The organism is Pseudomonas sp. Soil_N_39 (assembly GCF_057655955.1).
On the sequence record NZ_JBDGLI010000001.1, the window covers coordinates 174,064 to 196,860 of the forward strand.

Sequence of the window (22,797 nt, forward strand, 5' to 3'; positions counted from 1 at the left end):
GGCTCATAAGGCTTGCACCTGTTCCGCCAGGGCCTTGCGGTTGACCTTGCCCAGGCGCGTCAACGGAAATTCGCGCAGCACATGCAAGCGATCCGGCAGTTTGTAGGCGGCCAGTCCACGCTCGCGCAGCCAGGCGTTGATCGCGCCCAGCTCGACCTGTTCGGCGTGGGCCAGCACACAGGCGCAACTGCGCTCACCCAGTAGCTCATCGGCCAAGGCCACCAGGGCGACATCGCGAATCAGCGGATGGCCCAGCAGCAGGTTCTCGATTTCCTCCACCGGAATTTTCTCGCCGCCGCGATTGATCACATCCTTGGTCCGCCCCTCGACGATCAAATGGCCCTCGGGCAAACGTCGCACCAGGTCGCCGCTGCGGTAGAAACCGTCGGCGGTGAAGGCGCGCAGATTCTGTTCGCCGGCGTTGTAGTAACCACGAATGGTGTAGGGGCCGCGCACCAGCAATTCGCCCACGGCGCCTGGCGCGACCGGGACGTCATCGGCGTCGACGATGCGGATCTCATCATCGGCGGTGAGCGGCAGGCCCTGGGTTTCGAAGATGCGCGCTTGCGGGTCATCCAGCGGGGTAAAACACAGCAACCCTTCGGCCATCCCGTAGACCTGTTGCAGGCCACACCCCAGGACAGGGCCGATACGTGCGGCGATCTCGGCCTTGAGCCGCGCACCACCGACCTGCAGCCATTGCAGGCTGCTCAGGTCATGGTCGGACCATTGCGCCATTTCCAGCCACAACAGCACCAGTGGCGGGATCAAAGCGGTGTGGGTGATGCGTTCGCTCTCGATCAGCTCGAAGGTGGTGTCCGGGCTGGGCTCTGGCGCCAACACGAGGGTCGCGCCGACACTAAACACCCCGAACGCACCGGGCGAGGCCAGGGGAAAGTTGTGCGCCACGGGCAATGCCGCCAGGTAGCGGGTGTGGCTGTCGAAGCCGCACGCGCGGGCCGCCAGGCGCGCATTGCAGGCGTAATCGTCATGGGTGCGCGGGATTAGCTTGGGCAGGCCGGTGGTGCCGCCGGACAGTAGCAGCACGGCGACTTCCCGTGAGTCTGGCGCGGGCAGCGGACGAGGGTCAGCAACACAGTCGGCCAGGGACACGAACTCCTCGGCCGCCCCGACCACCCAGATCTGTTGCAGGCTCGGCGCCTGCTCACGCAGGGTGCGCGCCAGTGGCCGATAATCGAAGCCCAGGTGCCGATCGACAATCACATAGGCAACGGCCTGGCTCAGTTGGGCCAAGTGGAGCAGTTCGTGTTCGCGATGGGCCGGCAGGGCAAACACCGGAATCACCCCCAGGCGCAACAGGGCGAAGGTCAGGCTGAAAAACTCGGCGATGTTCGGCAGTTGCACCAGTACTCGCTGGCCAGCGCGCAGGCCCCGGTCGGCGAGGCCGGCGGCCAAGCGGTCGGCCTGCAGGTCGAGCTCGGCGTAACGCCAACGCCGAAGACCGTCCACCAGCGCCTCTTTATGTGGCGTGCGCTGCGCCTGCTCGCGCAGCAGTTGGCCCAACGGCACGCCTTGCCAGTAGCCGTGTTCGCGGTAACGGCGGATAAAGTCGTCGGGCCAGTCGGTGCATCCATCAAGCATGGCAATCTCCTTGAGCGGTCGGGCAACCCAGCAAACGGGCGCCGTGCAGAATCAGCGGGTGCGTCAGGCCGGCGATTCGCACCGCCTGTACGCCGGTGTATTCGGCCGGCTGGATACGCAGCAACGGGTCGTCACCGGTCAGCAGGCTGAGGGCGGTGTGGTCGGCGGGATGTACGCCCAAGTGGATCGCTGCCAAGCCCGTTGCGCCGTTGGGGTGAATCATTCGGGGCGGATGCTGGGCCGGCTCATAGGGCGTGACCAGGAAGGGCAGGCGGTCGTGGCGCGGGTAGACGAAACGAAACCGCGTCTGGCGGCCATCAACGCAGGTACGCCGCCAGTTCACCGTCCGGCCCATGGCCACGCCGCAGCCCGCCAGGCCTTTGAGGCGCGGCGCCAGGGCGGGGGTCTCGCACAGCAGCGCCAGGTCGCAGAACCCTTCGCCTTGGGCCGCCCAGCGCAACATCCGTCGCCCGGCGCCACGGCCGGCCAGGCAGTCGATGGGCCACTTGAACAGCCAGGCGTGACGCGGTGTGGTGAGTAATTCGATGATCGGCCCCTGGCTGAACCAGATATGCGCGTGTTGGGCGCGAGCTTCGGCGGTGGCGTAGGTGACTTCGAAACCGGCGGCACGAAAGTTCGCCACGGCCTGGTGCAAGTCGCGCACCCACAGCAACACATGGCTGCAGGAGGATTGGGCAGTGTTCAAAATGGCAGCGCTCCCAGCAGTTGGGCGGTGTCATCACCGTAAGGGGCTTGCACGGCGTCGGCCAGGGCCTGGAGTTCAGCCAGCGGCAGCGAGCGGGGCACTGGCGGCTCTATCAAGGCGGGCATGCCAATCAGGTTGTTCATTTCACGCCAGGCCATGGACACCTCGGTGGCCCAGACGCCGCTGCGCAGGCGCCGCGAAGGTTCATCGATGTCGAGGCACAACGCGTCCAGGGCGACGATGACTGCGTCGGGCCAAACCTGGTTGAACACTTGTCGGTAGCTCAGGGGCACTTGCGGATCAAGCAGCACCATCGTTGGTCCGGCCAATCGTTCGCTGCCGGGGCCGGCCATGATCAGCCGGTCAGTGCTGTCCCTTAAAGCGTGCAGGCGCGGGTTCCACAGCACCGGGCCGTGGGTGTCGCCCAGGCTCAGCACCCCGGCTTCACAACCGACTTCGAGGCGATGCAGCAGGAACGAATGGTTGTCCGGGTCCTTGGGGTGCACCTGGTTCTGCACCCGCAAGCTGATCGGTACGCCGTTGAAACAGGCATCGAGCCGGGTGAAGGGGGGCTCCCCGACCGTAGCGGCCGGTGCCGCGAACGACCAGGGCCGCAGGCCTCCGGCCAGGCGCCCGAGAATATCCAGCAGCGGGTAAGCCACCTGGCTGTTGCAGGCGGCTTCGATATACGCCAGCCCCTGTTGATCGCGCAGATAGGCGGCCACGGCGAGAAAGCGACGGATCGCCAGGATATTCGGGTACAGCGTATTCACCGCATAGGCAGCGTGGCCCTGGCGCGCGGCCTGCATGCACGCGGCGATTTCGCGGTGGTGCACCGGGTGTTCCTGCAACACGTGGATGCCGCGACGCAGAAACTGTTGAGCCAAGTCAGCGCCAGCGCCACCGGTTGCGCCGGAGCGCACCACCACGCAAGCGATATCGACCTCATCCGGCACCTGTTCGACGGTCTCGTACAGTGCTACTCCATAATGGTCGGCGCAGGCCCGGGAATAGGCGTTGCCGCGGGACAGGATGCCCACCAGTTCGTAGCAGTCACGGGCGCGGGCCAGGGCTTGCAGGTAGATGCGACCGAACGCGGTGCCGGCCACGATCACGCGTTTGCGCGCAGGGGTGCTGTTCATGGGCAGGTCTCCGGGAGGCGTGCCCACTGGGCCAGCGTGTGGTCGTCAGGCAATTGTTCGAGTAGCTCAAGATCCAAGGCGGGCTCTTCGAGGTGCGCGGCCAATGCCGCGCGGCTCAAGCGATGGACGGGCACCTGGGCGACGAAGACGCGATGGCCCAGGTGCGCCAGTGGGTGTCCATCGGCGGGCAAGCTGCGGTTGCCCTGGAACCCGGTCCTGGCCAGGGCGGTTTGCCATTGCGTGAGGTTGAGGAAAGTGGTGCTGCTGAGCTGACGTTCATCGTCGGCCTGGTTGAGCATGAAGGCCTGGGAGGCCATCACCCAGAACGACTCCTGCGTGGGTTCGCTGAACACCAGCCAGCCGCCCGGCTTGAGCAAGGCGAGCAGGGTCGCCAGGGAGCGTTCGGTATCGCGGGCGGCATTGAGGACGCCGCCGGCGACGATCAGGTCCCAACTCTGGCTGCGGTAACCCTGGGCCAGGGCGGGCCGATCGATGTCGAATACGCCATGGCGAACCCACGGCCAGGCTTGCAAGTGCTCGGCGGCCTGCTCACTGAAATAGCGCGACACGTCGGTGCACAGGTAGTCCACCGACGCGTCGGCCAAGGCCGGCAACACGGCCTGGGTGGTCGACCCGGTGCCGGCACCGACTTCAAGTACGCGCAACGGCACACCGGCTGGCTGGCGTGCGGCCCAGGCACCGACCCAGTGGGCCACCGCGCGGTGCTGGTACTGGGCCGCCAGGCTTTCGCGGTACAACGCCGCCGCGCGTTCGGTGCGCCCTTCGGGAAACAACAGGTGCACGGCCGCACAATCACCGCGCATCAGCGCCGGCAATTGACGGGCATTGTCCCGCGCATAGTCGAGGGTGCCGCTGCCGCCGGTGTTGCGCGTCCAGTCCAGGGTCAGTTGCGACCAGATACCTTCGAGGGCTTCATCGCTCCAGGCGCTGGCGTCGAGGGTGGGGTGCAGTCGGGTGCCTTCGCGACTCAACAGACCTTGCCCTTGCAACACGTCCAGCCAGCGCGCGATCAGCGGCCGGTGCCCCGGCGCGATGCCCCCATGGGCCAGCCCCTGGGCGACGTCGTTCAACGGTGCGGGCAACAGGCCGCAATGGTCCAGGCCGTTGAGCATCGACAGCAACGCGGCGTGGCCAAGCCGATCATTGAGCCGTACCGCTTCGACGAGTTGCTCGGTGGAAAACTGCTGGTCGAGGGCCGCTTCGGTCGCATCGAGGTAATCCTCGACCCATGCGGCCTCGCAAGGGTGAGGCACGACGAACAAGGTCTGGCCATGCAGCGCGACGCAGCTCACGTCGGGATGCCCGAGGGCACGCTCGCGCCAACGTTGATGTTCGAGTTTGACGCTGGCCAGGTCGCGCCATTCCCCAAGGGCATCCGTAAACCCCTGGACACGACAATTGAGCTGTGCCGCCGCCCGCTCGGCGAGTTGCCAATCGCCCGGTTGCGCCGTGACGAACAGCACCTGTTCCAGGTGACTCAGGTCGGTCAACGGCAGGGCGGGGAAGTCCAGCAGCCGTTCCAGCTGTTCGGCGTTCATGACCGCCACGGCGGGGCGTTGGCGTTCGATGACCGCCAACAGGCGTGCCGGAGAGCGTTGATGTATGCCCAGGTCAGTCAGGGCAGGCAAATGCCACGGGAGCGTGCAGCCCGGCAGCTCAATCAGCAGGGTGTCAACGTGCAGCGTCATGATGAAACTCCTACGGCGTGAAACAAACGTTGCCCGGCGGCCGCCAGCGGGTCGGTTGCCGTGGGCCATACTTCGAGTAATTGGAAACCCTGGGCTTGCAAGACCTGGCGCCATGCATCAGGCGGGATGAACGCTTCATCGGTATCGCGCAGCGGTGCATCGGCAGGCGGTGACAACAGCAGGTGCATGAAGGTCAGCATCGCCGGGTTGTCCGCGATGGACTCGCTGAACAAAAAGCTTCCGCCGTCCCGCAGGCAGGCGCGAATCTGCCCGAGGCTTTGGGGCAGATCGCGGGCGTTGTGCAGCACATTGCCGGCGATCACCAGGTCCTGGCTGCGGGCCTCGATGCCTTGCTCTGCGAAGCCTCGGTCCAGGTCGAGCAAGGCGAAATGCATCCCCGGCTCCAGGCGAAACTGACGCTGGGCCGCCCCGGTGAAAAGCGCACTGATGTCGGTAAAGCGATAGTCCTTTTCGTTTGCTTGCAACGTTGCCAACACGGCGTGGGTGGTGCAGGCGGCGCCGCCGCCCAATTCCAGCACCCGCAGCACATCGCCGTGGGCACGGACTTCGCTTGCCCGAGCGGCGAGGGCCTGATTGATCGCTGCGGTGAAGCGGTTGTGCTGGTAGGCACCCAACACCGCGACGGGGTCGCCCGATTGCAGGAGCAACGGTGTCAGGGCAAGTTGATCGCGCAACAGGTCGGGCAGGCACTCAATGACCTGGCTGTGCAGGGGCGCCATGCTGGCCGGGAAGCCGAGTTCGGCGTACAGCCCGGGCAAGTTATCGATCGCGGCTGTGGGTGGCGTGCCTTGCCAGGCGAGGCGTCCGGCGTCTTCGCCCAGCGCACCGGCACGGGTCAGTGCCGCCAGCCAGCGCCGCACAATCCAGGCATGGCGGGGGGCCGTGCCCAAGGCCCGGTTGATCTGCCCGGCGCTGCGCCAGACCTGCAACGGCAAGGCCCCGGTGTGCAGCAACACTTGGGCCATCACGCCCAGGCTCACGTGTTCGAGTTCATTCAGGGCGCTGTTCATAGGCAACCTTCTTCAACGGTGTGCAGGTGTTCGAGCGGGCCGGGCAGCAGGTTCAGCGCAAGGATCGCCGCGGTGCGTTGCAGGCGTTCAAGGCTGGCGGCGGGTGGCAACACCTGGGCGGCGTAATGGCAGCCGGCACTGATTTCACCGTTCGCCACGCTGACCACCGTGGCGGCGGCCATTGCACCGGTCAGCGCCGCATTGCCTGCACCACTGAGCACCAGGCTGCGAGTGCGCGCCTGGCCGTCCCACTGCCCGTCGAGTTGCAGCAGCAACGTGACGAACGGGGCCTGGCCGCTGAGGTCCAGCAGGCTGGCCTCGCACAAGCGCTGCACCGCTTCGGCGCGCGGCAGGCTGTGGGCCAGGTCCAGCGCCTTGAGCACATGCCCGTCGGTGATCACGTTGAACCACTGGCCGACATCCAGGCTCAGGTCCATGGCCAGGCGTTCGCCTTCTTGATTCAAATAGGGCAGCACGTGAACCTGGCCGGGGAAACACGGCAGCACCACGTCCCGGCTGCGGCGCAGCGCCCGGCTGCAACGGCCGTTGCGCCATGCCGCCAGGGGCTCGCTGGTGCCATCCACCGCTCCTTGCAGGAAGTCGTCGGCGGCCACGGCGGTGAATGGGGCACGCAGGCCGAAATAGCTGGTCAGGCCCTGGACCTGGGTGAAGGCCCGCTCGGCCAGCCAACGTGGAAGCAAGCCGGTAAGGCCTGGTTGCAGGCCCGCACCGAGGACGGCGCAACGGTTGGGCCACTGGCTCGGCTCAAGCGTCATCTCGCCGGCGGCATCCACGTAATGCGCATCGGCTTGCAGCGCCGCCCGGGCGGCACGATCTCCCAATCGCCAGGCGGGGCCGGCGCAGTTGAGCAGCACATCGCAGCCACGGGCGAACCCGGCCAGGGCAGGGGCATCATTGAAGTCCACCGCTGTCCATTGCAGGCGTGCGTCGGGCCATTGCTGCTGGAGCGATGCCAGGCAGTGGGCACCGCTGCGTGGGTCACGCCCGCCCAGGCGCAGTTCGTTCACGCCCAAGCTCAACAGCGCCCGAGCGCTGGCCAGACCGACATCGCCACTGGCACCCAGGACCCCGATCAGCATGGCTGGGCCTGCGCATTCAGGCGCCAGCCGCCGGCACGCTGGCGATCTCGCCAGAACCCGGTGTAACGCCCGTCGAGGGCCAGCAGTTGCGAGTGTGTGCCTGCTTCCACCAGGCGGCCGTGGTCGAGCACCAGAATCTGGTCAGCGGCCATGATGGTCGGCAGGCGATGGGCGATGACCAGCACCGTCGAGCTTTGCTTCAGGCGACGAATCGCCGCTTGTACAAAGGCTTCGTTGTGCGGATCCAGGGCGGCAGTGGCTTCATCCAGCAGCACGATAGGAGCGCCCTTGAGCAGCGCCCTGGCCAGGGACACCCGCTGGCGTTCGCCGCCAGACAATGCCGCGCCGCCTTCGCCCACCGGGGTGTGCCAGCCCTGGGGCAGGCGCGCAACGATTTCATCGACGCCGGCCAGCCTCGCCGCTTCAGCCACCTGCTGCGCGTTGGCGTCCGGCCTGCCGACACGGATGTTGGCTTCGAGGCTGTCGTCGAACAGGTAGACGTCCTGCATCACCAGCGACAGTTGCGCCATCAAGGCTTCGTTGGACAGTTCGCGCACATCGACGCCACCGACCTTGACGCGGCCTTCGGTCGCATCGAAAAAGCGCATGAGCAGCCGCGTGACGGTGGTCTTGCCCGAGCCCGAGGCGCCGACAATCGCTGTCATCGAATGGGCCGGTGCCGTGAATGTCAGGTCGCGCAGTACCGTCGGGCCGCTGGCGTAGGCGAAGCTGACGTGTTCAAAGGCAAAGCTGCCAGGAGCGGTCAACGGCTGACTGACAGCGGGTTGCGGCAGTGGCGACTCGCGCAGGATGCCGACCAGTTGCTCCAGGTCATTACCGGCCATGCGCAACAGCCCGCTGCGCGCCGCCGCCTCGGCCAATGGCCCGACAAATCGGGCCGCCAGGGCGAGCAGGGCGACCAGCTGGATGGCGTCGATGTCGCCTCGGACGGCGAGAGCGATGCCCACGCCCACCAGCAGCGCGAAGGCCAGTTGCACGGTCAGGCCGCCGGCCAGCAATTTGGGAAAGGTCTGGGACAACATCGAACCGCCGGCCTGTTTCTGTGCCAGGTTGGCCGCCTGTAAGGGCGCATAGCCGTCCTGGGTCCGGCCAAAGGCGCGCAGCACTTGCTGGTAGCGGGCGAACTCCACCACGCGGTTACCGGCCAGGGTCGCGGCGGCTTCGACCCGGGCATCGTTACTGCCGATGGCCGCGGCGGACCAGTGATGGGTGAAGTAGATCAGCGGCGCGCACAGCAAGGCGGTCAGGCCCAGGCGCCAGTCGAAGATGAACAAGGTCAGCGCGACGGTGGCTGGTACCACCACCCCGGACACCACCGGCCCCAGGTAATGGGCAAATAAACCGGTGACCATCAACGTGCCGCTGGTGGCACTGCGCGACAGACGCCCGACTTTCTCCGAGTTAAACCAGCCCAGGGGCAGGTTGACCAGGTGTTGGCCGAGACGATCATGCAAGGTGGTCAGCACGACTAGCGCGAGCGCAAAGCCCTTCATCGCCTGCTGGTAATGGGCAACGCACGTTAGCACGGCCATCGCCGCCAGGCCGGCCAGCCAAGCGATCGCCGTGGGATGATCACCGGCAAACAGCGCGTGCAGGATCGGCACCAGGAACGCTACGGCCAGGCCTTGCAGCACGGCGCTGGTTACCAGCCACGCGAGGTATCGGTAGAGGCCTGCGGCATGTGCCGGCCCCAGTAAAGTGACAAGGCTGCGGATCACAGGGACATCTCCAGCTCGGGGAGGGAGTGCTTGGCGCCGGTGCGCCACAGGCGGGCATAGGCACCGTCGGCCTGAAGCAGGGATTCGTGACGACCGCTTTCAAGCACTCGGCCCTGATCGAGGACAACGATCTGGTCGACGCCGCTGATACTGGCCAGGCGGTGCGCGATTACCAGCACCGTGCGACCCCGGGCCAGGGCCGACAAGGCGTCCTGGATCAACGCTTCGGATTCGGGGTCGGCGTGGGAGGTGGCCTCGTCGAGGATCAGCACCGGCGTATCGGCCAACAGCGTGCGGGCGATGGACAGGCGTTGCGCTTCACCGCCGGAGAAAATCGCATCCTCGCCGATCACCGACTGATAGCCTCGGGGCAGGGCCTGGATGCGCGGGTGAATCTGCGCCGAACGAGCCGCCATCTCCATCTCGGCGTCGCTGGCGTCGGGGCGGCCCAGGCGCAGGTTATCGGCCACGGTCCCGTGCACCAGTTGCGCGTCTTGCAAGACGAAACCGACTTGCCGATACAGCTGGCGCGGATCGATTTCTCGCACATCGACACCGCCCACCCGCACGCAGCCGGCGTTGACGTCATGGAAGCGCGGCACCAGTTTGGCCAGGGTCGATTTACCCGCGCCGGATGCGCCGACCAGGGCGGTCACGCTGCCGGCCGGGCAGTACAGATCCACGCCGTTAAGGATCGGGTGCTCGGGGTCGTAGCCGAACTGCACGCGCTCAAAGGTGATGTCGCTGCCCTGGGGCTGCTTGCTCACGTTGGGCGCGGGCAGCTCGTCGACCTTGAGCAGCGCTTCGATGCGGTCGGCGGCCGCCAGGGCGGTGCGTTGGGCGGTCAGGCTCTGATTGATCACCAACAGTGACTGCGGAATCACCACCGCCACCAAGGTTTCGGCGAATAATTGCAGCGGCGTGATCCAACCTTCGGCCAGCAACAGGCTACCCGCCCCCAGGCTCACCAGCAGGATCACCGGAACGCTCAAGGCCATGGAGGAAAACGCTTCCAGACGCAGCAGCGGCTTGACCCAGCCGGCGTATTGCTCGCTGAACTGGTTGACCGCCTGTTGATAGCTGCGATGGGCCTGGCCCACCTGGCCGAACGCCTTGACCACGGCAATGCCGTGGACAAACTCGACGATCGCGGCACTGACTCGGCTCATGCTTTTGTCCAGCAACTGCATCTTCGCGCCGAAGCCGCGCATCATCAGGGCGTAGGCCACTGCATACACCGGCAAGGTCAGCACGGCCAGCAGCGCCAGGCGCCAGTTCAGCGTGACCAGCCACACCAGACCGGCCACGGGCGTGACGATGGCCGCGGTGAGTTCCACCGCATGGTGGGCGACCAGGTGATGCAGGTCTTCCAGATCGTCCTGCACCACTTTGCGCACCGCGCCCGAGGTGGTGTCGGTGTACCAGCCCAGGGGCACGCGCCCCAGCTTGCGTACCATGGCTTCGCGCAGGCTCGCCTGCAGGCGGTGGTCCGCCAGGTGGGTCAACCACAAGGCCACGCCGTTGGCCATCCAGCCCAGGCTCAAGGCAATTACCACCAGCGCCGCCCAGCGCCACAAGGATTGAGCGTCGACGCTGCCGGCCAGCAGCAATCGGCCCAGCTCGGTCAGGCCGATGAAGGGCACCAGGTTGACCAGCGCGCCGACCGCGGCAAACACCACGCCGAGACGGATCAGGCGGTTGACCGGACGTTTCAGGGTATCCAAAGCGCTCGTCATGAGTTTTTCCGTAGGGCGTCCAGCAGGTGCGCGGTGACGGTGTGGACGTGGGGTGGTTCGATCACGCTGAAGTGGTTGCCGGGCACGTCGATCAAGTCGAACCGCCCCAGGCACGCGTCTTCCCAGAACGGTGCCGCCAGGTGGCCAACGCCGCCGGTGATGCCGAACGATTGCTGTTCCAGGCAGCGCAGGTAGGTCATGTTGCCGAGGAACGGCGGCGGGTCGAACCGTGCCGCGCGCATGCTGTGGCGGCACACGCGAAACAGTGTTGGCACCAGTTCCGGGCCAATGGGCACCCCGGCCTGGCCCGACGCCAGGCGCGCGTACTCGGCCAGGCGTTCTTCCTGGCTGCGCGCCGATTGTTGTTGCACCGCCAGCGCCAGGGCTTCCAGGCCCGGATCGCCGCTCAAGGACGCCATGGCCCCGGCCGGCACGCGGCGATTGTCACGGGCCATCAGCAGGTCGATGGCGCGGTACACGTCGTAGTCCTCAATGTGTGCGCCGAACACGGTTTTAACCGGGTCCAGGTTCAGGTTGGGCACGAAGATCGCCTCATAGGCCAGCTCTTCGTCGGTGTCGATGAACATCGGAATGCTGTCGATCAGGCTCAGGTCCACCACGTCCATGCCGCGTTCGAGCAGGCGCCGGGCGACCTCGGTGGCGAGCAGCCCGCCGAGGCAGTAACCGATCAACTGGAAGCGCTGATGACCGTCGGCGATCAAGCGTTCGGCGTAGTCCTGGGCCACGCTTTCGATCAGGCGCTTGGGCTCCAGGGCCAGGTAACGCTCGGTGTCGGCTACGGCAAAGCCGATCACCGGTCCGGCCTGTTGCTCGGCCAGGGCGCGCCCCAGGTGTTGGAAGTAATCCAGGGTGCCGAGGGCGGCGTGGAACATCACCCGCACCGGGCCGACGTCGCCACCGCCAAACGGCACCACCAACGCATTGCTGTTTGACGAGCGCTGGGCTTCGCCGCTCGCCGGAGTGGGGGCTGTCGCGGTTTCGCCATGGTTGAGCAGGCGCACCAGGGCGGCCACATTCGGCTCGTTGAGCATCTGCCGCAGCAGTGTGTCGTAACTCAAGCCCTGGGCCTGGGGCAGTTGTTCACGCAGTTGACCGGCGACGCGGGCGAGGATCAGTGAGTCGGCGCCTTTTTCGTAAAAACTGTCGTCGACGCCAATCTGCGTCAATCCCAACGCCTCGGCCCACAGCCGGCACAGCTCGGCGGTGAGCGGATCGCTCGGCGTCGCCTGGCCAGCCGACACCTGGGCATCAACGGCGGGGCGCAAGCTGGCCAGGGTCTTGCGGTCGACCTTGCCGTTGGCGGTCAATGGCAAGCGGTCGAGCACTTGCAGGTGCGCCGGCAGCATGTACTCGGGCAAGCGCTGCGCCAGGGCGCGGCGCAGGCTGTCGACGTCCAGGCGCTGGAATCCGGCCTTGAAACGGGCGGCGAACACCTGCATGCCGAGGGCGGCCAGCGGGTGATCGGCCTGGGGCAGGGCGGACAGGCACTCGCCTCCAAAAGCCTGGATCCGCGCCTGCCAGGTTTCGGCGTCGTGCAAGCCGCTATGGCCCTGGTCATGATCGCCGTTGACCGGCGTCATCATGAAGCCCTGGGTCAGCAGGATCGGCGGCCATTCGCCGGTGGGTTCGCTGAACACCAACCAGCCACCTGGGCTGAGCAGTTCGGTGATCTGGCCGAGGGCCTTGTCGATGTCCTTGACGCTGTTGAGCATGCCCGCGCACAGCACGACATCGACGCTGTTGCTGGTCAGCCCTTGGGGCCGGATGTCCTGGTCGATGTCCAGCACGCCGTAACGCACCCAGGCGTGCTCGGTAAACCGTTGCTTGGCCGCCGGCAGGAAAAAAGCGGTCATGTCGGTGAACAAATAATCGACATCCAAGCCATCGAGCAGGCCGATCACGGGGGCGCTGGTAGCGCCGGTGCCGGCGCCGATTTCCAGGATGCGCAATGGGCCGTCGCCGTCATGGTGAGTGGCGAGGCGATTGATCAGGGCCGCGATGCTGTGATTGTTGTAGCGCGAGACGGCGTCCCCGCCGTACAGCTGCAACGCCAGGTCCTGTTGGCCTTGGGGAAACAGCAGGTCGAACGGGTTGACCTCGCCCTTGAGCAACTGCGGCAATTGCCAGACATGGTTGAGCTGATAGTCGAACAGCGCCTGGCTGCACAGCCCCGAGGCGACCGCCTGTTCTACCTTGCCCCAGGCCAGCGCCGGCTCGGGTGCCGGTTGCGCCAGGCGATAGCGCGATTGTTCGAGTTGCACCAGGCCTGCATCGCACAGCGCGCCCAGCCAGCGGCGCACCAGCCAGTGATGACGAGGTTGTGCCTGCAAGGCGTTGAGAATGGCCGGGGCATCGGGTTCGGCCAGCTCGCCGCTGAACAGCCCGGCCTTGAGCATCACCTCCAGCATCGAGCTCAATGCCGCGGCACGGAGGTCTGCCTGGTAATCGCGTACCTGTTGCGCGTCAAAGGTGCCGACCTGGTTGTCGGCGTAACGATTGATGGTCGTGAGCAAGGACGCGTCCGGCAGCGGTTTTGGCGTTGTCCGCGCAGCGGTAACGAAGGCCAACAGGCTACGCTCGCCGGTTGCGTCACCGGTGACCAGGCTGACTGCGCTGTCCACGCCAGGGGTGGCGAGCAATGCGGCGTCGATCTCGCCCAGTTCAACCCGATGTCCACGGATTTTCACTTGGCCGTCTTCACGGCCGAGGAATTCCAGTTCGCCACCCGGCAGGTAGCGACCCCGATCGCCGGTGCGATACAGGCGCTGGCCATCCACCGGATGGGCGAAGAACCGCGCCTCGCTCAGTGCCCGGTCGCCGAGGTACCCCTGGGCCAGGCCGACACCGCTGATGTACAGGTCGCCGGGCACCCAGGTCGGCGCGTCGCGCCATTGGCTGTCGAGCACGCGAAAGCCCTGGTTCGCCAAGGGCAGGCCATAGGGAATACTGCGCCACGCCGGGTCAATCGCGCCGATCGGGTGCAGGTTGGACCAGATCGAGGCTTCGGTCGCGCCACCGAGGCCTACCAGGGCCAGGCCGGGCAAGAGCCGTTGGAGTTGCGGCGGCAGGTTCAGCGGGATCCAGTCACCGGACAACAAGGCCAGGCGCAGGCTGTCCAGCGGCCGAGGCTCGGCATGCAGGTAATGGGCGAGCATGTGCAGTTGCGCAGGCACCGAGTTCCACAGCGTCACCTGGTGACGCTGCACCAGCTCGGCCCAGTGCGACGGGTCGGCGCCGCGTGCCGGGTCGGGCAGCACCAGCGCACCGCCCGCTGCGAGGGGACCGAAGAGGTCGTACACCGACAGGTCGAAACTCAACTGTGCCAACCCCAGCACGCGATCCTTGGCGCTGAGTTGAAAGCGTCGGTTGATGTCTTGCACGGTGTTGAGGGCGGCGCGATGGCTGATCATCACGCCTTTGGGATCGCCCGTGGAGCCGGAGGTGAAGATCACGTAGGCGAGATCATCGGGACTGCCGTCGGCCGCTTTGAAATCAGCCGACGCGGGCGCCAGTTGATCCACCGCGTGCCAGTGCACCCCCTCAGGCAGCGGCGTATTGGGCAAACTCTGGGACTGGCCGAGGACATGACGCACCTGGGCGCTGCGCAGCACGCGATCGCGGCGGGCGGCCGGGGCGTTGCTGTCCAGTGGCAGGTAGGCAGCCCCGGCAAGCAATACGCCGTAGGCCGCCACGACCTGATCGAGGCCTTTGGGCATGAGGATCGCCACCGGTTCCTGGGCAGCGCAACCGGCCTGGCACAGGGTGGCGGCGACGGCACGGGCGCGTTCGACGAGTGCGGCGTAGGTCAGGCTGCCACTGGCGTCGATCACCGCCAACGCTTGCGGATGTGCCTCGGCCATGGCCAGCAGGCCGTCCTGCAAGCGACCGGTGGGCAGCGGCGCGGCGGTGGTATTCGCTGCCAGGCGTTCACGTTGTTGCCAGGCCGGCAGGGGCACCTGCATCGGTTGTTCCCAGGCGACCGGGTCCAGGGCCAATCGCTGCAACTGAGCCAGGAACGCCTGCTGCATGTCGTTGACCAAGCCGTCGGGGAACACGCCTTGGCGCACATCCCAATGGATGTGCAAACCGTGGAGGTCATCCATCACCTGGCAGTCGAGGGTGACTTGCGGGGTCTGGGTAATGCCGTGGCCCACCCGGCGCTGGCTGGCCGCCAGGGGTTCGATCGCCAGGCCAATGGCGCTGGTGAACACCACGGGCATGGCTGCGGCTTCACGGCCACGACGACGGCCGATTTCACGCATCACTTCAATGCCGGAAAACAGCCGGTGCTCCAGGTCGGCAAACAATTGGCTGCCCAGTTGCCGGGCCTGCTGGGTGAAGTCCTGGCCTTGAGGGTCGTTGACCTGCAGCAGGCTGACGGAGGTGAAGTCCCCCACCAGCCGATCCACCTGCGGGTGCAGTGGCAAGCGGTTGAGCAGCGTCAGGTTGAGGCTGAAGGCGGGGCGCTGGCTCCAGCGTTGCAAAGTCCCGACGTAGGCAGCGAGTACTGCAATGGAGGGGGTCAGGCCGCGTTCGCTGGCGGCTTTTTTCAGGGCGCTCCAGTGTGGCTGATCGAACTGGGCCGAGTGCCTCTGGAAACGCGCTACGGTCGTGTCTTCGCCGCTCAGGGGAGCCGGCAGTTGCGGTGCGGCGGGCAGATCATCGACGCGCGCCAGCCAATACTCGCGGTCGCGTTGATGGCGGCTGCCTTCGAGCAGGCCACGCTCGGCCAGCAGGTAATCGCGGAAGGTGATGTCCAGGGGATCCAGGGTAGCCTGGGGATCGTCCAGCAACAGCTCCAACTCGTTGAACAGCAACTGTGCGCTGGCCCAGTCGGCAATCAGCGAGTCCATGGAGAAATGCAGGGTGTCGCCACTGTCGCTGCGGCTCATGCGCAATTCGAACAGCGGCCATTGATCGGTGGGGTAGAGCTTCTGTTCCATGGCCTGGCGGATGTGTTGCACGGCGTGCTGTTGTTCTTCGCCAGTAGCGCCGCGCAGGTCCGCGACGGCCAGCGGGTAATGGGCCACGTTGGCCAGGACGCATTGCGAACCCTCGCTGGCGATCACCGCGCGCAGCATGTCGTGACGCTCGATCAGACGGTTCCACGCCTGTTCCACCCGCTGCGGATCGAGCAGCGGCCAGCTCAGTTCCAGGTAGCCATGGCAGGCCACGTTGCCGTAGCCAAACGAAGATTGGCGGCCCAAGAGGTAGGCGTTCTGCACGTCCGTGAGCGGGAAGGGCGCGTGGCGGTTCGCCGGGTCAGCCTGGACCAGGGGCCGTTCCTGTGTTTCGAGCAGGTGCAGGATCTGTTGTTTGTGCTCGCGCAGTTGTGCGAGGCGCTCGGCATTGAGCAGGCCTTGGGGCGCGCGGAATTTCAGTTGTCCGTCCTGGGGCCAGAGTTCGACGCCCAGGGACTTGAGTTCACTTAGCAGTTTGGCGGCGGGCATGGGTACAGCTCCTGGAAAAAAGAGGGGTTGCGCGGGCATCAGATGACGCCCTCTTCAACGGTGTCCGAGTTGGGCTGGCGCTCAAGGATCTGCGCCACCTCCGTCAAGGTGGCGGCGCCGAACAACTGGCCCATGGGCAGTTCAAGGCCGAGGCGGGTACGCAGCATTTCGAGAAAACGCGTGGCCAGGAGGCTGTCGCCACCGAGGCGGAAAAAGTTGTCGTGGCGCGACACGCTCGGCACGTTGAGCAATTGCCGCCAGAGCTCGGCGATCACTTGTTCGTCCGGCCCCAGCGGTTGTTCGTCCACCGTGGCGCATGGTTGGGCGGCGGCCAAGGAGACCTGCAGCGCCCGGCGATCGATCTTGCCGTTGCTGCTCAGAGGCAAGCGTTCCAGCACGAGGATTTGTTCCGGGCGCATGTACCCCGGCAGGCACTGCTCCAGGTGTCGTGCCAAGACCTGTGCCTCGGTGCTGGCGGTCACGGCGGCCATCAGCCGGTTGTCCGTGACGAGCGCTACGGCCTTGGTTACGCAGGGGTGACGGGCGAGGGCCGCCTCGATTTCGCCCAGCTCGATGCGATGGCCGCCAATCTTCACCTGGCTGTCGGCGCGCCCGAGAAATTCCAGCAGGCCATCGGGGTGGTAGCGGCCCAGGTCGCCGGTGCGGTACCAGCCATCGACAAAGCGCTCGGCGTTCAGCTGTGGCGCGTGGCGATAGCCGCGAGCGACCCCGGCCCCACCAATCCACAGCTCACCGGTGACCCAATCCGGGCAGTCCCGGCCCAGGGCATCGACCACCCGGTAGGCCTGGTTGGCCAGTGGCACGCCGTAGGGGATCGAGCGCCAACCCGGCAGTGCTTGCTCCACGGGGTAATGATTCGACCAGATTGCCGCTTCAGTGGCGCCGCCCAGGGCGATAAAGCGACAGCCAGAAGCCTGTTGTCGCAGGCGCTGGGGCAGGTCGAGGCCAATCCAGTCGCCCGACAGCAACGCGACCTTCAGGTCCAGTGGCTGGCGGTCATGAGCGTTGGCTTCCAGCAGCATGTCCAGGAGGGCCGGCACGCTGTTCCACAGCGTCACGCGGTGGTGCTGCAACGCTTTGAGCCAGGCCCGGGCGTCGCGGCGCTGGTCTTCTTCGATCAAGACCAGCGCACCGCCCGCCGACAGCAGTCCGAACAGGTCGTACACCGACAGGTCGAAATCCAGTGCTGACAGGGCCAGCGTGCGGTCGCTGGCGTCGATGCCATAGCAGCGGTTGATCTCGGCCACGGTGTTCATCGCCGCGCGGTGGGTGATTTCCACACCCTTGGGCTGGCCAGTGGAGCCGGAGGTGTAGATCACGTAGGCGAGCTCCGCGGCCGAGATGGCGAGCGGCGCCGACAGCGGTTCAGCTTCCAGCGCCTGGAGCGGATCAAGGTGTTTGACGCTCGGCAGTTGCGGGTCATGCGCGGCCAGCATCAGCGCTACACCGGCCTGTTGCAGAATGCGTTGGCAACGCTGTAACGGTTGGTCGACACCGACCGGCAGGTACGCGGCACCCGCGGCCAGGATGCCCAGCACGCTGGCGATCTGTCGTGGCCCCTTGGCCAGGGACACAGCCACCAGATCGCCCGGCACGACACCCGCGTCCGCCAGGCTGCGGGCAATGCGCAGCGCCTGCTCGGCCAACTCGCCATAGCTGAGCGTGCCGTGCTCACCCCACAACAGCGCCGGGCGTTGTGGCGCTTGGCGTGCGTGTTCGAAGAAGCCCTGGTGCAAGGTCGGGTCACCCGGCACGCTCGGGCCCGGGGCGTTGAGCTGGGCGCGCAATTGCGCCTGGGCTGGGGGCAGCAGGTCGGGCGGTGGGCTGTCCCAAGCGTGCTCGGCCAGCCAGTTCAAGCTGTACAGGTAGGCGTCGAACATTGCTTCGACCAAACCGTCGGGAAACAGGCCGACCACGCGGTCCCAGTTCAAGGCAATGCCGCCGTTGGCTTCCACCACCTGATGGTCGAGCCAGACCTGTGGGGTCTGGGTCAGGCCAAAGACTTGCCGGGCAAACGGCCCATCCACCGGCGCGGCCGTACCATCCGGGACCCCAAGCGCACTGGTGAACACCACGGGCATGCTCACCTGTTGCTCGCCGCTGCCCCGGGCCAGCTGCCGCAACAGGCTGACCGAGCCGAGGCAGCGGTGTTCCAGTGCCTCGCCCAAGGTCCGCTGGGTACGTCGGGCGCGGTCGACCCAGCGTTCGCCGGGCACCGGTACATAGCCGAGCAGCGTGAGGGAGGTGAAATCGCCCATGACCTGATCGATCTGGGGATGCAGCGCACGACGATCGAACAGCGTGAGGTTGAGGCTGAGGTCGGGACGCGCACTCCAGCGACCGAGGGTTTCGGCAAACGCGCAGAGCAGTACCGCAGAGGCGGTGAGGCCATGCTGTTGGGCCTTGGCCAGGATCGCTCCCCAGGCGTGGGCGTCGATTTGCCCTTGCAGGCGTTCGAAGCGCGGTTGGCCAATGCTGGCGGGGTCAACCGCCAGTGGCAGTTGCGGATGCGGCGGCAGTTCAGGCAGACGCTCTTGCCAGAAGTGTTGCGCGGCTTGCAGCTCGGCCTCGTCCACGGCGGATTGCAGTTGATAGTCACGAAACGACAGTTCCAGGGGCTGCAGCGTCAACCTGGGGTCACGGTACAAGGCATCGAGCTCTGCGTAGAAGCGCAGGATGCTCAGGGCATCGAGGATCAGGTTGTCCAGGCTGATGGCCAACCGCGTGTACCGGCCGTGGGCCACGGCCTGCACATCGAACAGCGGCCACTGGCCTGGATCGAACACGCGATGGGCACAGTGTTCACGCAAGTCGTCGAGGTTGGCGTAGCCCTGGCCAATTTCGAAGGACGGCAGCTGTTGCAGGGGCAGGATGCGGGCCTGGCCGCATTGATCGAACACCGCACGGAGCATTTCGTGACGCTCGATCAAACGCTCCAGTGCGTTCTGCAGGCGCGGCAGGTCGAGGTCCTCGACGTCGTATTCGCGATAGAAGTGGCAGCTCACGCCGCCCAGTACCAGGCTCGGGTCACGACCCAGCCAATAGGCTTGCTGCACCTCGGTCATTGGGAAAGGCGCATGGCGTTGCGGCAGGTCGGGCACAATCGTGTGTTGCGGTTCGGCCTGGGCCTGTCGATGCAAATCGGCACAAAAGTGCGCCAGCACTGGTTTGGAAAAGACCTGGGCGATCCGCGCGCCCCCCAGCCCTTGCTCTGCAAGCAGACGCACCAGGCGGGTGGCGCTCAGGGAATCACCGCCCAGGGCAAAGAAGTTGTGTTCACGGCAAACCTCACCACAGCCCAGCAACTGCTGCCAAGCAAGCGCCACCTGCGTTTCGATGTCGCCGCTGGGAGGGGACAGGTTGGCCTGCAAGGGGGCTCTGTTGGCCGCCAGCCAGTCGGTCAATACTTTGCGATCCACCTTGCCGTTGCCGGTCAAGGGCAGCTGTGCGCAGCCCAGGATTGTGCCGGGAATCATGTAGCTCGGCAGACGCTCGGCCAGATGTTGGGCCAGGCCCGGTGGGGCTAAGCGTGTGGGGGTCGCGGGGCCGTCCGTCAGGCGCACCACCGCAGCCAATTGCTGGCCGGCCAGCAGCGCCACCGCCTGCTCGATGCCTGGCCAGGCCAGCAACGCGGTTTCGACTTCCCCGGCTTCGATGCGGTAACCGTGCAGTTTGAGCTGGAAGTCGGTGCGCCCGAGGAATTCGACGTTGCCGTCGGGGTGATAACGCGCACTGTCGCCGGTGCGGTACCAGCGCAGGCCTTGATAGTCGACAAAGCGTTCAGCAGTGCGTACCCGGTCGCCGCGATAGCCCTCGGCAACACCGGCGCCGCCGATCCACAGTTCGCCGGCCACCCAGTCCGGGCAGTCGTGCCCGCGCGGGTTGACGATGCGCAGGCGAACGTTATCCAGTGGCGTGCCATAGGGCAGGCAGTGCCAGGGCAAGGATTGGCCGGGCAGCACTTCGAACAGGGTCGAGTGAATGGCGGTTTCGGTGGCACCGCCCAGGGCCATGAAGCGGCAGCCGGGGGCTTGGGCCCACAGCCGTGGCGCCAGGTCCGGAGCAACTTTGTCGCCGCCCAGCAACACCGCACGCAGGGGCAGGTTGGCATCGGCGGGGGCACAGCCGAGCAGCATGTCGAGCAACGCCGGCACGCAGTTGAGCACGCTGGCGCGATGCTGCAGGGCCAGTTCACGCCAGCGGCCGGCATCGCGCTGGGCCTCGGGCGCGATACCGATCACCGCCGCCCCGGTCGACAGCGCGGCAAACAGGTCGAACACCGACAGGTCGAACTCCAGCGCCGAGAGCGCGAGGATTCGGTCGTCGCTGTTCAGTTGCAAGCGCCGTTGCAGGTCTTCCAGGGTGTTGGCGGCGGCCTGATGACTGATTTCCACGCCCTTGGGCTCACCCGTGGAGCCGGAGGTATAGAGGATATAGGCCAGGTCGCTGACGGCTCCAGGCCGCGGGGCATCCAGCGCGGTGCTGGCGGCGGGCAGTTGCGTGAGCACCAAGCGGGCACCCGACGAATCGCAGATTTTCTGGCAACGCGTCGCCGGTTGATCGACGCTGATGGGCAGGTACGTGGCGCTGCACGCCAGGATGCCCAGTACCGCGATCACCTGCTCGGGCCCCTTGGGCAGCTGCAACGCCACCACGTCGCCGCGCCGGACGCCTTGGCCTTCCAGGTAGGCCGCCACTTGCAGAGCACGTTCGGCGAGTTCGCCGTAGTGGATGACGGGATCATCGCCGTGCAATAACGCGGGCAGGGTGGGGGTCAGGCGTGCCCGGGCAAAAAAGGCCTCGTGCAGACGTTGTACCGGCAGGGCCGCTATCTGCCCTTGGACGCCGTTACGTACCTCAAGTTGGCTGGCGGGGATCAGCGCCGGAGGCGACAGGTTCCAGGCCGAAGACTCAAAACACAGGCGCTGCAACAGCCCGGTATAAGCCTCGAACAAACCGTCCAGTACACCGTCGGCGAACAACCCTTCACGGGCGTCGAGATTGACCAGGATGCCGCCATCGAGCTCGGTGACCTGGGCGTCGAGCCACACTTGCGGGCCTTGGGAAATGATCCAGGCCGGTTGGCCGAAACACGCCTGCACGCCCTCGGCGAACAATTCCCCCAGCCCCAGGGCGCTGGTGTACACCACCGGCGCCAGCACTTGCTCACCCCGTTGCCGGGATAGTTCGCGCAGCACCTCCAGGCCGGAGAACGCGCTGTGTGCCGCATCGCTGTGGAAGCGCCGTTGCAGGGCCGTGGCGCGAGCGGCGAAAGTGCCGGTGACGTGGCCGTCCCAAGCCAGCAGGATCGATGAGGTGAAATCGCCGACCAGGCGCTCGACATCGGCATGCAGTGGCGTGCGACTGAACAGTGGCAGGTTGAGCAGCAGCTCGGGCGTCTCGCACCAGGCGCCGAGGGCTTCACAGAACACCGCCGCCAAGGCCATCGCCGGCGTCAGGCCGTGCTCCCGGGCATGGCGCTCGAAGGCCTGGCGCTGGGACGGCGGCAGCCAATGGTGACGGCGCCGCACCTGACGATCGTCGCCCTGGGTCTTGATGGGCAAGCGCGGGGCGCCGGGCAACTGGTCCAGACGCTGCAACCAATAGTCACGAGCTTGTTGATGAAGGGCACGTTGCACGGGGCTGGCGTGTTCACGGCGCAGGTCGGCCAGGTAGCGGGCGAAGCTGTAGTCCAGCGCGGCCAGGGGCTGTTGGCGATACAGCTGCACCAGGTCACCGAGCAGGGTGCGCAGGCTCAGGGCATCGGCGGCGAGCATGTCGAGGTTCAGGTGAAGGCGCGTCCCGTCGGGCAGCAAGGACAACTGGACATCCAGTACCTGACCTTGTTCAACGGCCAACTGGCGGTGGGATAACTCCGCGCGCAACGCCTCCAGCCGTTGCTGCTGTTGCTCGGCGCTGGCCTGGCGCAAGTCGTGCACCTTCAACCCTGGCCAAGGGCTGCGGGGGAGGATCCGCTGGCGGCCGTCGTCGAGAAACTGCGCACGCAACATGGGGTGGCGTGCCAGCAGCGCCCGCACGGCCGCTTCCAAGCGGGACGGGTCGACGTCGCGGCCATCGAATTCGTTATAAAAGTGCGCCGCCACACCGCCCAACTGCTGGCCGGGGGCGCGTCCGATCCAATAAGCGTGTTGCATCGGCGCCAGTTCGAAAGGCTCCTCGTCGTCCGCGGCTGTGGTGGCCGTAGCCGGGGCTTGGGGCGCCGCATCGAGCACGGCCAGCCAGGCTGACAGCCGCGGATCGGCGATCAGGTCGGCAAACCGCGCGGTCAGGCCGTGGCGGCGCCATTGGCCGGCCAGGCGAATCAGGGTGACGGAGTCCAGCCCCCATTCGATCAGGTTCGCCTCCAGGGGAATCTGGTCGGCGGGCAGGTCGAGGGCCTGGGACAGGGATTGGCGCAGCAGTGTTGCGGTTGAGGTGCTGGGAGTGGCCATGGCTCAACGTCTTCTCATTGCTAGGGCCCGGACCGGGGTTGGCCCAGGCGCTGGGGGCAGGCAGTTGCATGGAGGAAGATGCTAGTCA

10 protein-coding genes are annotated in these 22,797 nt (G+C 66.4%); all 10 read right to left on the reverse strand.

Annotation, left to right across the window (positions count from 1 at the left end; all coding sequences use genetic code 11):
• Positions 1–3 precede the first annotated feature (3 nt).
• From AC3A5O_RS00755 to AC3A5O_RS00800, 10 genes are read right to left on the reverse strand one after another with little or no spacing between them, the layout of a single operon-like run.
• A complete protein-coding gene (locus AC3A5O_RS00755; RefSeq protein ID WP_305467010.1) occupies positions 4–1,602 on the reverse strand; it encodes a (2,3-dihydroxybenzoyl)adenylate synthase in 1,599 nt (532 codons plus the stop codon).
• A complete protein-coding gene (locus AC3A5O_RS00760) occupies positions 1,595–2,308 on the reverse strand; it encodes a VOC family protein (protein ID WP_305467009.1) in 714 nt (237 codons plus the stop codon). The genes AC3A5O_RS00755 and AC3A5O_RS00760 overlap by 8 nt, the downstream gene beginning before the upstream one ends.
• Positions 2,305–3,450 (reverse strand): Gfo/Idh/MocA family oxidoreductase, encoded by a 1,146-nt coding sequence (locus tag AC3A5O_RS00765; RefSeq protein WP_305467007.1) that lies wholly within the window; start codon positions 3,448–3,450, stop codon positions 2,305–2,307. Before AC3A5O_RS00765 ends, AC3A5O_RS00760 begins: the two co-directional genes overlap by 4 nt.
• Complete coding sequence (locus tag AC3A5O_RS00770; protein ID WP_305467006.1) at positions 3,447–5,159, reverse strand: class I SAM-dependent methyltransferase; 1,713 nt, start codon at positions 5,157–5,159, stop codon at positions 3,447–3,449. The genes AC3A5O_RS00765 and AC3A5O_RS00770 overlap by 4 nt, the downstream gene beginning before the upstream one ends.
• A complete protein-coding gene (locus tag AC3A5O_RS00775; RefSeq protein WP_487752742.1) occupies positions 5,156–6,190 on the reverse strand; it encodes a class I SAM-dependent methyltransferase in 1,035 nt (344 codons plus the stop codon). The genes AC3A5O_RS00770 and AC3A5O_RS00775 overlap by 4 nt, the downstream gene beginning before the upstream one ends.
• Positions 6,187–7,290, reverse strand: a complete 1,104-nt coding sequence (locus AC3A5O_RS00780; RefSeq protein ID WP_487752743.1) for a saccharopine dehydrogenase NADP-binding domain-containing protein — start codon at positions 7,288–7,290, stop codon at positions 6,187–6,189. Before AC3A5O_RS00780 ends, AC3A5O_RS00775 begins: the two co-directional genes overlap by 4 nt.
• Positions 7,284–9,029, reverse strand: a complete 1,746-nt coding sequence (locus AC3A5O_RS00785) for an ABC transporter ATP-binding protein (RefSeq protein WP_487752744.1) — start codon at positions 9,027–9,029, stop codon at positions 7,284–7,286. Before AC3A5O_RS00785 ends, AC3A5O_RS00780 begins: the two co-directional genes overlap by 7 nt.
• On the reverse strand, positions 9,026–10,765 hold the full coding sequence (locus AC3A5O_RS00790) for an ABC transporter ATP-binding protein (RefSeq protein ID WP_487752745.1): 1,740 nt from the start codon (positions 10,763–10,765) through the stop codon (positions 9,026–9,028). Before AC3A5O_RS00790 ends, AC3A5O_RS00785 begins: the two co-directional genes overlap by 4 nt.
• Positions 10,762–16,236 carry a non-ribosomal peptide synthetase gene (locus AC3A5O_RS00795; RefSeq protein WP_487752746.1) on the reverse strand — a complete coding sequence of 1,825 codons (5,475 nt, stop codon included), beginning with the start codon at positions 16,234–16,236 and terminating at the stop codon, positions 10,762–10,764. The genes AC3A5O_RS00790 and AC3A5O_RS00795 overlap by 4 nt, the downstream gene beginning before the upstream one ends.
• Before the next feature lie 38 nt (positions 16,237–16,274).
• Positions 16,275–22,709: an amino acid adenylation domain-containing protein gene (locus AC3A5O_RS00800; protein WP_487752747.1), complete on the reverse strand. Its 6,435-nt coding sequence runs from the start codon at positions 22,707–22,709 to the stop codon at positions 16,275–16,277.
• Between the last annotated feature and the right edge of the window lie 88 nt (positions 22,710–22,797).